The sequence below is a fragment of the Chryseobacterium sp. HMWF035 genome (assembly GCF_003094695.1).
In the GTDB taxonomy this organism is placed as follows: domain Bacteria; phylum Bacteroidota; class Bacteroidia; order Flavobacteriales; family Weeksellaceae; genus Chryseobacterium; species Chryseobacterium gambrini.
Genome location: NZ_QEHP01000094.1, coordinates 52,405 through 67,670 on the forward strand (window position 1 = coordinate 52,405; position 15,266 = coordinate 67,670).

At 34.9% G+C, this 15,266-nt stretch carries 18 protein-coding genes; 2 read left to right on the top strand and 16 right to left on the bottom strand.

Annotation, left to right across the window (positions count from 1 at the left end; translation table 11 throughout):
• Window positions 1-9 precede the first annotated feature (9 nt).
• From DD829_RS14260 to DD829_RS14295, 8 genes are all read right to left on the bottom strand, one after another.
• Window positions 10-1,524: a polyamine aminopropyltransferase gene (locus tag DD829_RS14260; RefSeq protein WP_108408971.1), complete on the bottom strand. Its 1,515-nt coding sequence runs from the start codon at window positions 1,522-1,524 to the stop codon at window positions 10-12.
• A complete protein-coding gene (locus DD829_RS14265; RefSeq protein WP_076391900.1) occupies window positions 1,517-1,732 on the bottom strand; it encodes a DUF350 domain-containing protein in 216 nt (71 codons plus the stop codon). Before DD829_RS14265 ends, DD829_RS14260 begins: the two co-directional genes overlap by 8 nt.
• An 11-nt stretch (window positions 1,733-1,743) precedes the next feature.
• A complete protein-coding gene (locus tag DD829_RS14270) occupies window positions 1,744-1,941 on the bottom strand; it encodes a hypothetical protein (RefSeq protein ID WP_084196390.1) in 198 nt (65 codons plus the stop codon).
• Between the two features lie 3 nt (window positions 1,942-1,944).
• Window positions 1,945-3,420 carry a DUF4178 domain-containing protein gene (locus DD829_RS14275; RefSeq protein WP_108408970.1) on the bottom strand — a complete coding sequence of 492 codons (1,476 nt, stop codon included), beginning with the start codon at window positions 3,418-3,420 and terminating at the stop codon, window positions 1,945-1,947.
• Between the two features lie 4 nt (window positions 3,421-3,424).
• Window positions 3,425-3,784, bottom strand: coding sequence for an S-adenosylmethionine decarboxylase family protein (locus DD829_RS14280; protein ID WP_108408969.1), 360 nt, complete (start codon window positions 3,782-3,784; stop codon window positions 3,425-3,427).
• Between the two features lie 24 nt (window positions 3,785-3,808).
• Entirely contained in the window at window positions 3,809-4,732 is a 924-nt protein-coding gene (gene ctlX, locus DD829_RS14285) for a citrulline utilization hydrolase CtlX (RefSeq protein WP_108408968.1), read from the bottom strand.
• A gap of 98 nt (window positions 4,733-4,830) precedes the next feature.
• Window positions 4,831-5,226: a four helix bundle protein gene (locus tag DD829_RS14290; RefSeq protein WP_108408972.1), complete on the bottom strand. Its 396-nt coding sequence runs from the start codon at window positions 5,224-5,226 to the stop codon at window positions 4,831-4,833.
• Window positions 5,227-5,315: 89 nt separating this feature from the next.
• Window positions 5,316-6,230, bottom strand: coding sequence for a dimethylarginine dimethylaminohydrolase family protein (locus tag DD829_RS14295; RefSeq protein WP_076391890.1), 915 nt, complete (start codon window positions 6,228-6,230; stop codon window positions 5,316-5,318).
• Window positions 6,231-6,541: 311 nt separating this feature from the next.
• Between DD829_RS14295 and DD829_RS23660 the strand changes: the two genes are divergently transcribed.
• The gene (locus DD829_RS23660) at window positions 6,542-6,703 is read left to right on the top strand and encodes a hypothetical protein (protein WP_165814865.1); all 162 of its coding nucleotides are present in this window, start codon (window positions 6,542-6,544) and stop codon (window positions 6,701-6,703) included.
• Window positions 6,704-6,771: 68 nt separating this feature from the next.
• Complete coding sequence (locus tag DD829_RS14300; protein ID WP_108409638.1) at window positions 6,772-7,206, top strand: hypothetical protein; 435 nt, start codon at window positions 6,772-6,774, stop codon at window positions 7,204-7,206.
• Window positions 7,207-7,279: 73 nt separating this feature from the next.
• Here DD829_RS14300 and DD829_RS14305 read toward each other — a convergent pair whose 3' ends face one another.
• The 8 genes from DD829_RS14305 to DD829_RS23665 form a co-directional block, all read right to left on the bottom strand.
• Window positions 7,280-8,566 carry a citrate synthase gene (locus tag DD829_RS14305; RefSeq protein ID WP_108409637.1) on the bottom strand — a complete coding sequence of 429 codons (1,287 nt, stop codon included), beginning with the start codon at window positions 8,564-8,566 and terminating at the stop codon, window positions 7,280-7,282.
• Window positions 8,567-8,656: 90 nt separating this feature from the next.
• On the bottom strand, window positions 8,657-9,949 hold the full coding sequence (gene eno / locus DD829_RS14310; protein ID WP_076391886.1) for a phosphopyruvate hydratase: 1,293 nt from the start codon (window positions 9,947-9,949) through the stop codon (window positions 8,657-8,659).
• Window positions 9,950-10,052: 103 nt separating this feature from the next.
• Window positions 10,053-11,339, bottom strand: a complete 1,287-nt coding sequence (locus DD829_RS14315; RefSeq protein ID WP_108409636.1) for a Dyp-type peroxidase — start codon at window positions 11,337-11,339, stop codon at window positions 10,053-10,055.
• Window positions 11,340-11,346: 7 nt separating this feature from the next.
• On the bottom strand, window positions 11,347-12,621 hold the full coding sequence (locus DD829_RS14320; protein WP_116547867.1) for a hypothetical protein: 1,275 nt from the start codon (window positions 12,619-12,621) through the stop codon (window positions 11,347-11,349).
• Window positions 12,622-12,696: 75 nt separating this feature from the next.
• Complete coding sequence (locus DD829_RS14325) at window positions 12,697-13,518, bottom strand: YEATS-associated helix-containing protein (RefSeq protein WP_108409634.1); 822 nt, start codon at window positions 13,516-13,518, stop codon at window positions 12,697-12,699.
• A 129-nt stretch (window positions 13,519-13,647) separates the two neighbouring features.
• Window positions 13,648-14,433, bottom strand: a complete 786-nt coding sequence (locus DD829_RS14330) for a sensor histidine kinase (RefSeq protein ID WP_108409633.1) — start codon at window positions 14,431-14,433, stop codon at window positions 13,648-13,650.
• Window positions 14,430-15,065: a hypothetical protein gene (locus DD829_RS14335; protein ID WP_116547868.1), complete on the bottom strand. Its 636-nt coding sequence runs from the start codon at window positions 15,063-15,065 to the stop codon at window positions 14,430-14,432. The genes DD829_RS14330 and DD829_RS14335 overlap by 4 nt, the downstream gene beginning before the upstream one ends.
• 2 nt (window positions 15,066-15,067) lie before the next feature.
• A partial coding sequence (locus DD829_RS23665; RefSeq protein WP_228408208.1) for a hypothetical protein occupies window positions 15,068-15,266 on the bottom strand: 199 nt, incomplete at its 5' end.

Genomic DNA, 15,266 nt, shown 5'->3' on the forward strand with positions numbered 1-15,266 from the left:
GACACTTTTCTACTGAACTTTACCCCATTCTTCATCAAAATACCGTACTAAAATCTGGTTATCCAATCGATTGACTTCAATATCGTTGGTTTTCATATCTTTCGTAAAGTAAGAGAGTTGTGAAAAATTATAATCATAAAATTTCAGATTCGGAATTTTACGATAGATTTTATTGCTGATCGGCTCAAAAGAAGCCATTGAAAATCCCCATTCTCCGAATGATGGAACATACGTATGATACGCGGAAGTAAACGGAAAAACCTGATTAATAGTTTTCTCAATACACCAGAAAGATTTCGGCGCAAAGTAAGGAGAAGTTGTCTGCACCACAATTTTTGTATCTAAAGTAGTTAGTCTTTCCAGCTCTTTATAAAACTGTAAAGAATACAATTTTCCTAAACTGTAATTAGAAGGATCCGGAAAATCGATAATGATGACACCGTACTTTTTAGAGTTTTCTTTTACCCAAATGTAAGCGTCTTTATTTATCACTTTTAACTTTGGATTGGATAAAGAACTTTGATTCAATTGGCGCATCGTTTCATTATTCCTGAAAAAGTTCGTCATTTCTCCGTCTAAATCGACCAGAGTGATGTCTTTTACTTCTTTGTATTTTAAAACTTCACGAACTGCGAAACCGTCTCCGCCACCAAGAATTAAAATATGATCGATATTTTTAGCCATCGACATGGCAGGATGAACCAACGCTTCGTGATAACGGTATTCGTCTACTGAAGAAAACTGTAAATTATTATTCAAATATAATCTGAATTCACGGCTGTTTCTGGTTAAAACGATTCTTTGGTACGGCGAACTTTTGGTGTAAACGACATTTTCACCATATAATTTTTCTTCTGAAAATGATAAAATTCTGTCCGAAAAAATAAACAGAATAACAAGCAAAAGAAAGGCTCCAATTGATTTAACTCTTAATGAAACTGGTTTTGAAAGTTCTTTTTTCAGATAGAAACATAAAAATATGGCAATTGAAATATTAACCAAGCCAAAAAACAAAGGGGTTTTTACGATTCCTAGCTGCGGAATCAAGACCAGTGGAAATAAAATGGAAGCCAGCAACGCTCCGATATAATCAAAAGCGAAAACATTTGAAACGAGATCTTTGAACTGAACCCTGTCTTTTAAAATATTCATTAAAAGCGGAATTTCTACTCCGACCAGACAGCCTGTAAAAAATACAAAAAGATACAGCACGGCTTCAAAATGAGCCAAAGTATTGAACAGAATAAATAAAACCACAGAGCTTATTCCGCCGATGATCCCGACCAGAATTTCAATTTCTATGAATTTATCAATTAAATTTCCTTTGATGAATTTGGCAAAATACGATCCGACTCCCATCGAAAAAAGATAGACTCCGATGATGAAGGAAAACTGTTTTACGGAATCGCCCAAAAGATAGCTCGCCAAAGCTCCCGCCACCAATTCGTAGATCAGTCCGCAGGTTGCGATGACAAACACCGAAAACATCAACAGCAGTTCAAGAGGAATCCTCTTTTTATCCATGAATCGCTGCGCTTATGATAATTGAAATCCCAATAATGAAAGCTCCGAAAATAATCGCCAAAGCAGTATTTTTATTGTGAGCGATTTCGTGCCATGTTTTTTCCGGCGTTAATTTTTCAATAATTAGATAGCAAACCAGCAGGATTGCAATTCCCAAGAAGGAATAAATGACTGAATTGATGACCGGTAAAAAGTTGATCTGATCCATAATTTTAGGTTTTATTTGTGATAGTATCTGTAATATCCCACTCCGGAAGAGTGATGTCTTCTTGTGGTTCCGTCTCTGTAGGTTTCTGTTTTCTCGCAGTCGCAGAATTGGTTGCCGTCAAAAGTGAGGTAAGTAAACCAGCCGACAAAAAAGACTCCGATAAGACAGAGAATCCAGTGTTCTTTTATGTAGTTAATGATATTTTCCATCGTTTATGAATAGGTGTAAGGTGAATTTGAACTGTTGAACCATTTTGATCTTTCGAAAGATTTTCTTCCGAACCAGACTGCTGCAACAAACGCGATGATAAACAAAAGAATAAACACAAAATTCCTGAAAGAGACAGGAAGCCATTCTGCTTTAATTTTAACCGATTTGTTGTCGGTTAACTCTGGTGTTGTCGCTCCGGCTGCAAGATTGGTATTCAAAAGGGAGTCGATATCCGCTTTTCCTAAAGTCTGATGAACAAACTGTCCGAGGCTGCTTGTTGTGTCTTCCTTAATCATTTTAGAGTCTCCGAAAGCCGTTGTTTCCATCGTATTGTTGTTGGTAACATTAATGGTTCCGTTGTTATCTCTGGATAAGGTTAAACTTCCGTCTTGGGTCGCGTAATATGATGGAGGCATAACCTTTGGAGTTTCCTGTTTTTCTGCCGAAATAATAAAGTGGTATTTTCCGGGAGCAACTCCGCAGAAATTAAAACTTTCATCCCGCCTTCCTTCGCTCCAGTTTTCACCGTCTTCATAACCGTGGTATTCTTCGATGTCTTTTGAAGCAAACACAATTTCGTTGGTTTTCTCGTTCACCAATCCTAAGCCGACATTTGCCCATGAATTATCCACATTGGAATATACCTCAACTTTTAACGGGGCAGAACCGCCTGATAAATCAAAGCTTTTGCTGACCATTTCTTTATTGCGGACATCTACAAAATTAATCTCCTGCTCGAAAACCGATTTATTGGTTCTCGTCCCGACTACATACAACTGAATCAGACTGATTAATAATGCTGAAACCGCCATAATATTAATGGTGTGTTTTACATTTACATAAAATGGCTGAACAATTCCTATTCCTGAATAATTGGGAAGATTTGAAATCCCGAACGCTTTTTTTACTTTGTATTTTGAGATATGTTTGCCTGAAAAATATTGTACGCTGGTTTTAGATTTTTCCTCAGAAACCATATAGATTCCGTTTACATATTCTTTGTAAGTAGAAATTCCGAAATCGAGTCTTTCTTCGAAAAAACCAGCGGCAGCATGAATATGGCACTCCGTAGTTTCATATTTTCTGAAACTTACAGCTCCATATTCCAGAATAAGACTGTTCCATGATTTTCTTTTCACATCCATTTTATCAATAGTGTGAAGCAAAACCCAATGACCATCGCTCTCACTTAAAAAAGCATCTTTCCCTTTTGTATCTTTTAAATAATATTCTCTCCAAAAAATACTGGTTCCGTATTTACGGATGATAATTCCTGTGACGGTATATTCTGTATTGTCGATGATTCCTTTCTGTCCGACTTCCAGAACTACATTTTCAACGGGCTTTTTAACAACTTTTGTAGAAGTGTTTTTCTGAATATCAATAAGATTAGAACAGGATCTGCAAATATATTCGGTGATCTGAAAATCTGCTTCAATCTTGTTCTCGGTTTTGCATAAGGGACAAACGTAATACATTTTTTTATCTGTAAATTTTGTGTTTCTGAATGGTTTTAGCTTTAAAATATTCTATTACTTCATCTGCAATTTTTTCAACTTTTTCTGTGTTATCCTGCAGATAATTGCAGAGAAAAACATCAAAAGTAAGTTGTTTAAATTCCGGCCACGTATGAATACAGAGGTGGGATTCTTTAAGACAAACCGCGGAAGTAAAGCTGTTATTTTCAAAAATATGACTGGTAATTCCTACAATTTCCACGTCTTTTGTTGCGAGCATATCTCTGGTAAATGTCAAGAAACCGTCACCGTCTATTAACAAAGCTTCTGACTCCGTTTCCAAAGTCAGAAGAATATGTAAACCTTTGCTGGTTAATGATTCCAATTCAATGTATTTTCAGCAAATATATTATTTTTTTGGTAAGAAAACTTCTGCAAGCATACAACGTGCGCTTCCGCCTCCGTTTACTTCAATCGTATTAAGATCAGAATAGATGATTTCACAGTATTTTTCAATCGCTGCAACCTGATCCTGATGTAAGGATTTATAAGCGGTTTCGCTCATCACCAAAAATTTCTGTCCGTCTTTATTATTTACCTGAAGCATATTTCCGGCAAACTGCTGCATCTGCTCTTCAGAAATTTCAATAATTTCTTTTCCTGAATTTTTAATGGTTTCAATGACTTTGCTTCTTTCGAGTTCATCATCGATACAATCCAGACAGATTACCACAAATTTATCTGCTACACACATCATCACGTTGGTGTGGTAAATCGGAAGTCTTTCTTCTCCAACGGTTTGGAATGAATGGAAGACAACCGGCGTAAAACCGTACTTTTCGCAAAATTCTCTGAACAGGTTTTCAGCCAGTCTTAAAGAAACCGAACCGTAAGCAATTTTGTTATCGTGATCGAAGATCATGCTTCCTGTTCCTTCCAAAAAATGTCCCTGTGTTTCAGGAAAAGACCAGTCGTCGATTTCAGCGACTTCAAATCCCTGTTCTTTGATGGTTTCGATGATATCGTCTCTTCTTTCCACTCTTCTGTTGGAAGCAAACATCGGATATAAAACCACTTTTCCGTCTTTGTGAAAACTTACCCAGTTGTTCGGGAAAATTGAATCCGGAGTGTGAGGATCTAATGTATCTTTTACTGTGATGACGTTAATTCCTTTGCTTCTTAATTTTTCAACAAAAGCTTTAAATTCAGACAAAGCTTTGAACTGGGTATCGAAACCTTTTTGCTCTACCTGAAAATAATTGTTCTTTGCCGTTTCTGCATTAAATCCGAATGCAATCGGCTCTATCATTAGTACTGTATCTGTTGTCTGCATACTTTGGGTTTGAGGGTGTTTTGGGTTTGAGAGTCTAGTGTTTTAGTGTTTTAGTGTTTTAGTGTTTTAGTGTTTTAGTGTTTTAGTGAAAGGTACTTTTATTTTTTATCTGTGGAAGAAAATGTACACCAATTCTGTGACTGACTCATCATATTCACTAACATTCCGATTATCTGGTTGTATTGATTATTTAAAATTTTAAATTGTTCTTCATTTATATAATTACATGCTAAAGCAAATTGAAGCCAAGTTTGAGTTTCTCTTGCCTCGCCTTCCGAATCTGTAAGCTTTGCTGTAAAAGATTTCTCATATTTTCTTTTGCCCCATGCTTCACTAATATTTGCTGAAACTGAGCGTGAGGACCTTCGTATCTGATCTGTAAGAGAATAACGTTCTTCTTTAGGGAAAATTTTTGAAAGCTGGTAGATTTCCATCGCTGTATCAAAAGATTTCTGATAAACCTGCAGATCCTGATGAAATTTTATAGTCGGCATAATCATTTGTATTTAAGTTTAAAAATATAAACTTTTTAAATACAAACAAATACATTCATACTCTAAAACCCTCAGACTCTCCAGCACTCCTACTCTCTAACAAGCGGCATTGTGGAGCATCTCAGCAATCCTCCCATTTTAGAAATTTCGCGGTATGGAATTTCCTCAACGGTCATTCCCCATTCGTTTCTGAGGTGATTGTTCATTCTGGTGAATGCTTTGTCGGAAACTACGATTTCCGGAGAGATTGAAAAAATATTCGGGAACATTTCAAACATTTCCTCCGCCGTAACGTGGAAACAGTTTTCTTCACCGAAAATATCAATAATCAGGCGGTAATCGCTCTCGTCTACAAATCCGTCTTTGTAAATAATACATTTATCTTTTCCAATGGGGTTGAATGTACAATCCAGATGTAAAATTCCTTCGTACGGTATTCTGTCGTTCTTTTTCAGTTCCAGATCGATGATTCTTTTTTTAGGAAAGTATTCTTTCAGAATTTCGATCGCATATTCATTGGTTCTTGCCGTTTTATAACTTCTGTAATCTTCACTGAAACATGTTCCGATGAACAGAAAATCGTCCCAGACAATAACATCTCCACCTTCAATGTGTGCTGTTTCCGGAAGATTAATTATTTTTCTCCACGCCACTTTTTCAAAAACCGTTTTATAAGCTTCCTGTTCGTCTGCACGGTCTGCAATAACATTGGAAATGATCATTTTATCATCGATTACAAAGGCAACATCTCTTGCAAAAACCTGATTGTAATCTGCAATGATGTCCGGACGAAGAACTTCTACGTCATATTTTTTTAAAACTGCTTCAAAAGCGTTCATTTCATGGATGATATCCGATTCTTTCGGATAGATGTTATTTTCGATAGAATGATACGACTTTGCATCATAACTTTCCTCTAATGTAGGAACTGCTCCCATTGAATTGGGTTGTCCTAAAACCACTGATTTCAGCCTGCCCGTTTCGTTTTTTATATTTAGCTTCATAAAGATTTATGCAATGCTACAAATATAAGTAAAGGACTGAATCTGGGAAACTTTTGTCCTGTTTTTAGGCGATCTGCGCAATATAAATCTATGAAATAATCTTCTTACAGTTTTTTACTTCAGCAGATTGATAGACTAAAGCATTTATTCACTTAAATAAGCGATTTTATCAGATAATTTTATTCACAATAATTGGTTATGAATTATTTTTTGATAAAATGTAAAAAGTTTTAATTAAAATTCCTACCTTAGTGATATAATTTCTGTAGAAATTGAAACATAAAACATTAACAATCAAACACCAAAACATCATGAACACAAAAAAAGCCGTGCTTTTAAAAGCACAAAAATTAGACAGAGAAGCACAAAAATCAATTATCGGAGGAGCATCTGCTGCAAGACGCTGCTGCGAATATGATTTTGAAACAGGAAAATGTACACTCTGGACTTGCGACAGATGTCAATGTCCATAACAGAAAATTAGACTTAAAGCCTGCTTTTGAAGCAGGTTTTATTTTTTATGTTATTTTTGTACTTTATCATGAAAAAATCCGATAAATTTTTACACACTATCTGTATAGCAAAAATTAAACGAAGTACAATACAGCCTTATGATTTTAAGTGGACTCAATTCTATGAAGATGATTCAAAAGAATTGTTTAGAGATTATCCAATTGAATTACTTGACGAAGAACGAATCATCTGCTCCACAATTATAAATGAAGATAATTTCAGTATTTTAACTACCAAGAAACTTATAACTTTAAAAAACGGTAGACTTTCTTTGGGAAGTTGTATTAATGCAACAGATAAATTGTATGGAAAATTCAAAAGTAAAACAAAGGACTTCTCCTTAGGCTCTGTAGAACTGGAAAATGGCGAAATTTTAGAATATTTTATTGAAACAGGAAGAGCTTCGATGATAATGATCCAAGGTGTAAAGACGATGATACAAATTACAGCCGTAAAAAAATAAAAAAGTCTCCAAAGCTGAGAAATAAAAAATCCCAAAGCAAGCTTCGGGATTTTTGTTTATAGTAAGATATTGATTATCTGTTAACCATATCGATATAGTCTCTTTTTGGAGCCCCTTGATAAACCTGTCTTGGTCTTCCGATCGGATCTCCTTTCAGTCTCATTTCTTTCCACTGAGAAATCCATCCCGGTAATCTTCCTAATGCGAACATTACGGTGAACATTTCTGTAGGAATTCCTAATGCTCTGTAAATAATTCCTGAATAGAAATCTACGTTTGGATATAGTTTTCTTTCTACGAAGTATTCGTCTTCAAGAGCTACTCTTTCCAACTGCATTGCAATATCAAGCGCTTTATCCTGAATTCCTAATGCATTAAGAATATCATCAGCAGCTTTCTTGATGATTTTTGCTCTCGGATCGAAGTTTTTGTATACTCTGTGTCCGAATCCCATTAAACGGAAGTTATCGTTTTTATCTTTAGCTTTCGCAATGTATTTAGACACATCTCCTCCATCTTTTTCAATCAGTTCAAGCATTTCGATAACCGCCTGGTTTGCTCCACCGTGAAGTGGTCCCCAAAGTGCAGAAACCCCTGCAGAAACTGAAGCGAAAAGACCTGTATGCGCAGAACCTACCATTCTTACTGTAGAAGTAGAACAGTTTTGCTCGTGATCTGCGTGAAGAATTAATAATTTATCTAAAGCACCTACTACAACAGGATCGATTTCAAATTCCTGATTTGGCATTCTGAAAGCCATTTTGTAGAAGTTTTCTACATAGTTCAGGCTGTTGTCTCCGTGATTAAGAGGCAATCCCTGAGTTTTTCTGTACGTCCATGCGCAAAGGTGAGAGAATTTTGCAATTAACAATTCTGCCGCATGATCCATTTCTTCTTTAGAGTTTACATTAACCGCTTTTGGATTAAACGCTGTTAACGCAGAAGTTAAAGAAGATAAAACTCCCATTGGGTGAGCAGAACGAGGGAAAGCATCCATGATCTTTTTCATCTCCTCTGCTACGAAATTATATTTTTTAATGTTTGATTCGAAAGAATTGTACTGATCCTGAGAAGGCAATTCACCGTGTAACAAAAGATACATCACTTCTGTGAAGTTGGATTTCTCGGCGATCTGCTCGATCGGATATCCTCTGTAGAATAATTCTCCTTTGTCTCCGTCTAAGTAAGTGATGTCACTAAGTGTAGCTCCGGTGTTCTTATACCCTAAATCAAGAGTGATTAGACCTGTCTGGTCTCTTAATTTTGAAATATCGATTCCTCTGTCTCCGATAGTACTATCCACAATTGGATATTCATATGAATTACCTTCGTAATTCAATATTACCTTGTTGTCTGACATTATTTAATTTATTTTTTTCTAAATATACTACTTATTACAAAATACGGCAAACTAAAAATTTCGCTTGCCGTTATTTATAAATTCGATTAATTATCTTTTGATTTTAAAAGCATCTAAGCCCGGGAAAACTGCGGTTTCACCAAGAGCTTCTTCAATTCTCAACAGCTGGTTGTATTTCGCCATTCTGTCTGATCTTGAAGCCGATCCTGTTTTAATCTGTCCGCAATTCATTGCTACTGCCAAATCTGCGATTGTAGAGTCTTCAGTTTCTCCTGATCTGTGAGACATTACAGAAGTGAATCTGTTGTTCTGCGCCATTTGCACCGCTGCCATTGTTTCAGAAAGAGATCCGATCTGGTTTACTTTTACCAAGATTGAGTTCGCAATTCCTTCTTTTACTCCTCTTGACAGTCTTTCAACGTTTGTTACGAATAAATCGTCTCCTACCAACTGTACTCTGTCTCCGATTTTATCGGTTAACATTTTCCAGCCTTCCCAGTCGTTTTCCTGCATTCCGTCTTCAATTGAAATGATCGGATATTTAGCTGCCAATTCAGCAAGATAAGAAACCTGCTCGCTGCTTGAGAACTGAGCGGCATCCGGCGTCTGGAATTTTCTGTAATCGTAGATTCCGTCTTTGTAGAATTCGGAAGCGGCACAGTCTAGAGCCAACATAATATCGTCACCCGGCTTGTACCCTGCTTTTTCGATTGCCTGAAGCAAAGTATCCAAAGCATCTTCTGTTCCTTTGAACGTTGGTGCGAAACCTCCTTCATCACCTACCGCAGTAGATAAACCTCTTGAGTGAAGAATGGATTTAAGGTTGTGGAAAATTTCCGTTCCTTTTCTCAAAGCATGAGAGAAAGAATCTGCTTTTACCGGCATGATCATAAATTCCTGAAACGCAATCGGCGCATCGGAGTGAGAACCTCCGTTAATCACGTTCATCATCGGAACAGGAAGTGTGTTTGCATTCACACCGCCAACATATTTATACAAAGGCATTTTTAGTTCTGCTGCTGCTGCTTTAGCCGCTGCCAAAGAAACACCAAGAATTGCATTTGCTCCAAGATTTCCTTTATTATTGGTTCCGTCAAGATCGATCATAATCTGGTCAATAAGATTCTGATCGTATACAGGAAGACCTACCAACTCGGGCGCAATCACTTCTCTTACATTCTCAACCGCTTTAAGAACTCCTTTCCCCATATATTCTGAACCGCCGTCGCGCAATTCCACCGCTTCATGTTCTCCTGTAGAAGCTCCGGAAGGTACTGCAGCGCGTCCCATCGCACCACTTTCCGTGAATACATCTACTTCAACTGTAGGATTTCCTCTTGAATCCAAAATTTGTCTCGCTTCTATGTAAGAAATGTAACTCATTGTTCGTTTTTTTATAGTTCAGACAAATTTAATCAATTTTTAACTTTTTAAAGCAAATGAATGGGAATTTATGGGGTTATTGTGAGTTAAATTTTAGTTAATTTTAAAGATTCTTCAGATAATCAACTGATGGAGCAAAAAAATATTCACCTCCTTTTAGGGTTACGAAACTCCGGAAGTTTACTTTTTCAGTTTCTTCATTTTCCGATTTTTCTTCAAAACATGAAGTATCGGCGACGAAGACAGCATTTTGTCCGATAATTGGATCTTTCATATTATTGGCTCTTAACTGGGATGCTTCAAACTGATTCTGAATATTACTCTGAAAGCTCATAAACAAAAGTCCCTTTTTCTCTTTTGTATCTTCAATGTCGGTAACGCGTCCATAAGGTATTCCTCTTCTTGCCATAATCATGGTACGAGAATCTTTATCACGTTCGTTTGTAGCCCGGATATGGTTAAGAAAAGGACATTTCCCTTCGGAACCAGTCGGATAATTGAAGTTATTGGTAAGATTATCTATAATTCCATCTTTTTTTGATAAAATATGTGGTGTTCCGTCCTCAAATCTTCCCACCATTACCGCTCCAACTATTTCATCATCCTCCAAATTCATCATTTCCGCAATATGCCTTTCCTGTTTTTTAAAACCTTTTACATCCTGTTCCAGTTTTCTGAAGACAAGAAAACTACCGTATGCATTATCATTATTCGTAAAGGGATCTTTATATAGCACCTGTGATAATGAAAATTCCGGATTAAATGCTAAATTTCCAGAATGTTTTTTTTTGTATTCTTCTATCTCTTCCTTGAAAAAGAGAGGCTGACTAATTCCATCCGCATATCCGAAATGCTCAATACCATCTCCGTCGCCATTTCTAATGACATTTCCATTCTCTATTTTCAGAATTTGTGAAAAATGATTTAACTCTTCTATAAAAACCTGTTTTTGTTTCTGAAGAGTTTCGTAATCATCATCACCAATCAGAAGCATTGCATGAATATTTTCCTGATATCCTTCTTCCCAATCTTTAACATAAAGATCATTCAGTTTAGCATCCTTCATACTGGATAAAAAATTAGCATTCGCTCCCAGATAATGATATCCCTCACGCGCAAGATAAAGCCCGAGAAAAACACCGCCGGAAACACCTTTTTTTTTGAATTGTATAGTTTCTTTTAACTGTTTTTTACAAGAGGTGATCTTTTCTGAAAAATTTTTCAGCCATTGCTTTGCGTCAGTTCTGTTATTTCTGTAAAATCTTACAAAGATGTGTGCTGTAAAATTTCTGCCGTGTCCTTTTAGAATATTTCCCTGTAGATTTTCAAATAATTCGTCATAAGATAGATCATTTATATCTACAGGCTTTTTGTTTTTTAAAGTAATCATGATATTTTTATTTTAGAGATACTGCGTTAACTTTTGAGAGGTTATAGGTGATTCCGATGAAATGACCGAATTTGAATTGTTTAACCATTGGAATCTGTCCACTGGCTCCCAGATCATAAGCTTGTCCTTTCTCGAATCCACCCGCTAAACGATCCACAACTCCCATGCTTAATCCTCCTGAAAGAATCCATCTTTCCTGTCTTCCTATAATAAATCCTCCTCCGAGAATTACCTGAAATTTCTGATTTTGGGTGAATATAAATCCAAAATTTATTTGTGGCTGTATCCATGAGTTCCATCTGAAATTTGTATTTACTGTAGATCCGAAGGCAAAGTCATAACTTCCCTGTTTTTTTAAGGCAATCTGCTTTTGATCCGCATTTCCCGGCACATCCCTTTTTTCAAATTCTTCATCATACAAACTGGTAAGGAAAACACCTGCACTGATATCTATTTTTAACCCTCCTCGAATCCAGATATTGTATTTTCCATAATTTCCATCTTCCTTTTTTGTTTTTTTATCTAACCTCTTTATGGTAAACTCTACCGCATCTATATTTTTTCCCTGAATATCTCTTGGAAGCGTATACATGATATTTGAAAAGAAAAATTTACTTTCAAATGTTTTTAGCATCTGCTCGGATTTTTCAATGCTGTATTTGATCAATTCTTCGGAAGCTTGTTTTTGGGCTTCTGTTATTGCATTTGCATATTTCTCACCCTTTCCCTGTTCCAGACAGGCTTTGTATTTTTCGGCTTCATAATAATCCTTTTTCAAAGCAGTAAATAAAGAATCTCTTGTTTGGAAAAATTCTTTTCCGAGACTTTCTTTAGACATATTTTCGAGTTCGAATTTATCTATAAAAATCTCCAGATTATCTATCTTCTCACTCAGCTCTTTACTTTTCGAAGGAATTGTAATGTAAGTTTCAACACCATACTTTAACCTAGGTTCTTCTTCTGTGCTTTTACTTAATAAGGCAATATTTTGATTGATGGTAGTGGTATCCATAAAGTAGCTAATGTTGTTATCATTTATTGTGTATTCATACTTTAACGGATTGATATTTTTCAATTCTACCGCTATTAATTCCCGCGGTTTTATTGAAAGCCATCTGCTTTCACATTTAGAATCATCTTTCTCTTTATTTCTATAATTTAAATCTAATATTACAGGACATTTCTCAGGAGCGGAAACATCGATAGTTAGAACTTTAGTTTGTTGCGCATTCCATAATTGATTCGCAATAAAACACATAATCAGCAAATAAAAAGTTTTCATGGCTATTTGTTTTAAAGGTTATTAAATTTTTATCGAAAGGATTTTGAATTTCAACAATATCCTGTCTGGACATTTTTATTTTTTATTATTCGCTACATTAAGCTCACCTATTCCTTTCACGAACGTATTAATGAGGGTTTCAATAATTTTTTTAGAAAACAAGGCACAAAGCAAACAGTAGCACGCAAACACAAAGTAATCCAGATAGGTATTAAATTCTAAGACTTTACTATCTCCCGCTTTTAAGATTAAAACTGCAAAAAATGATGAAATTACTCCGAAAAGTATTCTTGAGACAGACTTATTCTTTTCCTCTTCAATCTTATCTAATAACACCTCCATTTTATTTTCTACATTTTGTATCGCTTCTGTCATGGGTTTTACTTCAGAAGCAGCAATGCCTTGATTTTCAAATTTTTCACATAACTCCTTCATTTCTAATGCTTCCTTTTTAACTTCATTATTAGCTTGCAGCATATCTTCTAAATACCGGTAATATCCACTCGCTAAACCTCCCAAAATACCGCATACAATAATAATGATGCATAATTTTAGCGGCGCATTGTGTGATGATTTTTTTTCCGGAAAGATTAGGGTATTTTTTTCTTTTTGGATTTCCCTGAATTTATTAATGTTTACCTTTAAATTCTGTTCCAGAACAGGTTTTACTTTCGGTTGGTCAGTAACCGCAATTAATTTCAAAATATCATTATTTTGATTCTGAAGGGTAATTTCTATTTTTTCTACCTGAGCCGAGTCATCTTTTAAAACTTTATTTTTATATAAAGAATTATCTTTTGGCTCTCCGATAAAATAGAGTGTCACACCTCCCAAAACACAAATCAAGATCAGCAGTAAAGCAGTCCAGTTATATTTTTTCTGATTTAAAGTTTTCATGGCTATTAATTTTTAAGTTGTTCATCAAAGTTCCTTTAAAAACAAACCTCTGTCAATTACACAAATGGGTGATTTAAAACAAAAAACAGCACCATAAATGATGCTGTCGTTATTAATATTTAAAATTTACTATAAATCGATTCTGAAAAACAAATGCGTTCCGTTTTCCGTGGTGACTTCGCAGTGTCCGTTTTGTTCCTGCATTCTCCGCTTCATATTTCGGAGTCCGTTTCCTTCTGATTTTTCGTGGTTAATTCCTATTCCGTTGTCGGAGATTTTCATCTTGAATTCTTTGTCTTTCTGGATGAATGACAATTTGATCTGATTGGACTGGCTGTGTTTGTAAGCATTGTTCAGGGCTTCTTTTAAGCATAGAAATAAATTTCGTCTCTGTTCTGTGGTGATTACTGTTTCCAAAACAACATTTTCAATTTCTGTGAGCAGAAGAATTTTTGTTTTTTTCAAAAAATTTTGTGCATACATCTTTGAATAATCGATGAAGCTTCCCAAAGTATCGTTTCCGGAGTTAAGACTCCAAAGCATTTCCCGCATGGAAAGGTTCATTTCTTCGGAGGTTTTCAGGAGTTCATCAATATCATTTTTCAGATCATCATTTTCAGCCCGTTGTTTTAAAAATTCTGCCTGCAATTTTAACGCTGAAATTCCTGCACCGAGATCATCGTGCATATCGTGGGAAATTCTTTCCCGCTCTGCTTCTATGGATTTTTGTTTTTCGAGTTCTTTTTGAAGAAGCTGGTTTTGGTGTTCGGATTCTTTGAGTTGGTTTTCACGTAAATGAAGAAGTTGTCTTTTATTATACATCAATACAATGAAAATTATAAATACAACAAAAATCATCATAATTCCTATCGCTAGAGTATATGCAAGTTTTATATCATTTCCAATATGATTCATGAATTATTTATTTTAAATTTCATTAGTGCTACATAAAACATTACATACATGATTATATTAATAATATTCTGTCCATCTCTTAAAAATTGGAGAAATTTTTCATCTTCATTTGCAAAATAAAACATAGGAGTAACTCTGAAAACAAAAAAACAACTCCACATAAGTAACGATGTTGAGATCCAGAATGAAGGATCATTAGTAATTGGGGTTTCATCAAAAAAAGATAACTTTTGATAAAACCATAAAAGAGAATGAATTATATAAAATGATAAAAGTATTATTCCAATATTCTTATCAAAATTAAAATTAAAAAAATTTGTAAAAACTAAAATTAAAATTACAGCAAAAAATGTTATTAGACTTGACCATATTTTATATCCAGATGTTAGAACTTTAGAAAAATAAATGTAAAAGAAAATAATAGAAAAAATATCATAAAAATTATATAATAGTCCATTTTTAGAATCAGGATATATTAAGTAAAGTGAAAAAGAAAATACATCAGTAAATAATGACGTAAGTAAATAAATTAATAAATAATTTTGAGCAGATAAACCTAATTTTCTGCTCAAAATATATGACTTTATTGTTACTAGCAATAAAACAAGTTTATATATTATTCCTATAACCATTTTTATGGCCTTAGGTCACCCATATCAAAATAATAACTTGAATCGTACTGTATTTTTGCTCCATTAGATCCAATACTTGTTCTATAAAACTGACCAATAATAGTTAACTGTTTTTCCCTATCTTTATAAGCATCTTGATATCTCTTTATCTCATAAGGATCTTTAGTAATCTTTTTCACTTGATACATTATAATATTAAAG

Coding starts and splice junctions, on each gene's coding strand:
- eno (WP_076391886.1), bottom strand. CDS start 9,949: ATGAGTTACATTTCTTACATAGAAGCGAGACAAATTTTGGATTCAAGA.
- DD829_RS14300 (WP_108409638.1), top strand. CDS start 6,772: ATGAAAAAATCCGATAAATTTTTACACACTATCTGTATAGCAAAAATT.
- DD829_RS14325 (WP_108409634.1), bottom strand. CDS start 13,518: ATGAAAACTTTAAATCAGAAAAAATATAACTGGACTGCTTTACTGCTG.
- ctlX (WP_108408968.1), bottom strand. CDS start 4,732: ATGCAGACAACAGATACAGTACTAATGATAGAGCCGATTGCATTCGGA.
- DD829_RS14260 (WP_108408971.1), bottom strand. CDS start 1,524: ATGGATAAAAAGAGGATTCCTCTTGAACTGCTGTTGATGTTTTCGGTG.
- DD829_RS14265 (WP_076391900.1), bottom strand. CDS start 1,732: ATGGATCAGATCAACTTTTTACCGGTCATCAATTCAGTCATTTATTCC.
- DD829_RS14290 (WP_108408972.1), bottom strand. CDS start 5,226: ATGCCGACTATAAAATTTCATCAGGATCTGCAGGTTTATCAGAAATCT.
- DD829_RS14275 (WP_108408970.1), bottom strand. CDS start 3,420: ATGTATTACGTTTGTCCCTTATGCAAAACCGAGAACAAGATTGAAGCA.
- DD829_RS14305 (WP_108409637.1), bottom strand. CDS start 8,566: ATGTCAGACAACAAGGTAATATTGAATTACGAAGGTAATTCATATGAA.
- DD829_RS14335 (WP_116547868.1), bottom strand. CDS start 15,065: ATGGTTATAGGAATAATATATAAACTTGTTTTATTGCTAGTAACAATA.
- DD829_RS14330 (WP_108409633.1), bottom strand. CDS start 14,433: ATGAATCATATTGGAAATGATATAAAACTTGCATATACTCTAGCGATA.
- DD829_RS14270 (WP_084196390.1), bottom strand. CDS start 1,941: ATGGAAAATATCATTAACTACATAAAAGAACACTGGATTCTCTGTCTT.
- DD829_RS23660 (WP_165814865.1), top strand. CDS start 6,542: ATGAACACAAAAAAAGCCGTGCTTTTAAAAGCACAAAAATTAGACAGA.
- DD829_RS14295 (WP_076391890.1), bottom strand. CDS start 6,230: ATGAAGCTAAATATAAAAAACGAAACGGGCAGGCTGAAATCAGTGGTT.
- DD829_RS14320 (WP_116547867.1), bottom strand. CDS start 12,621: ATGAAAACTTTTTATTTGCTGATTATGTGTTTTATTGCGAATCAATTA.
- DD829_RS14315 (WP_108409636.1), bottom strand. CDS start 11,339: ATGATTACTTTAAAAAACAAAAAGCCTGTAGATATAAATGATCTATCT.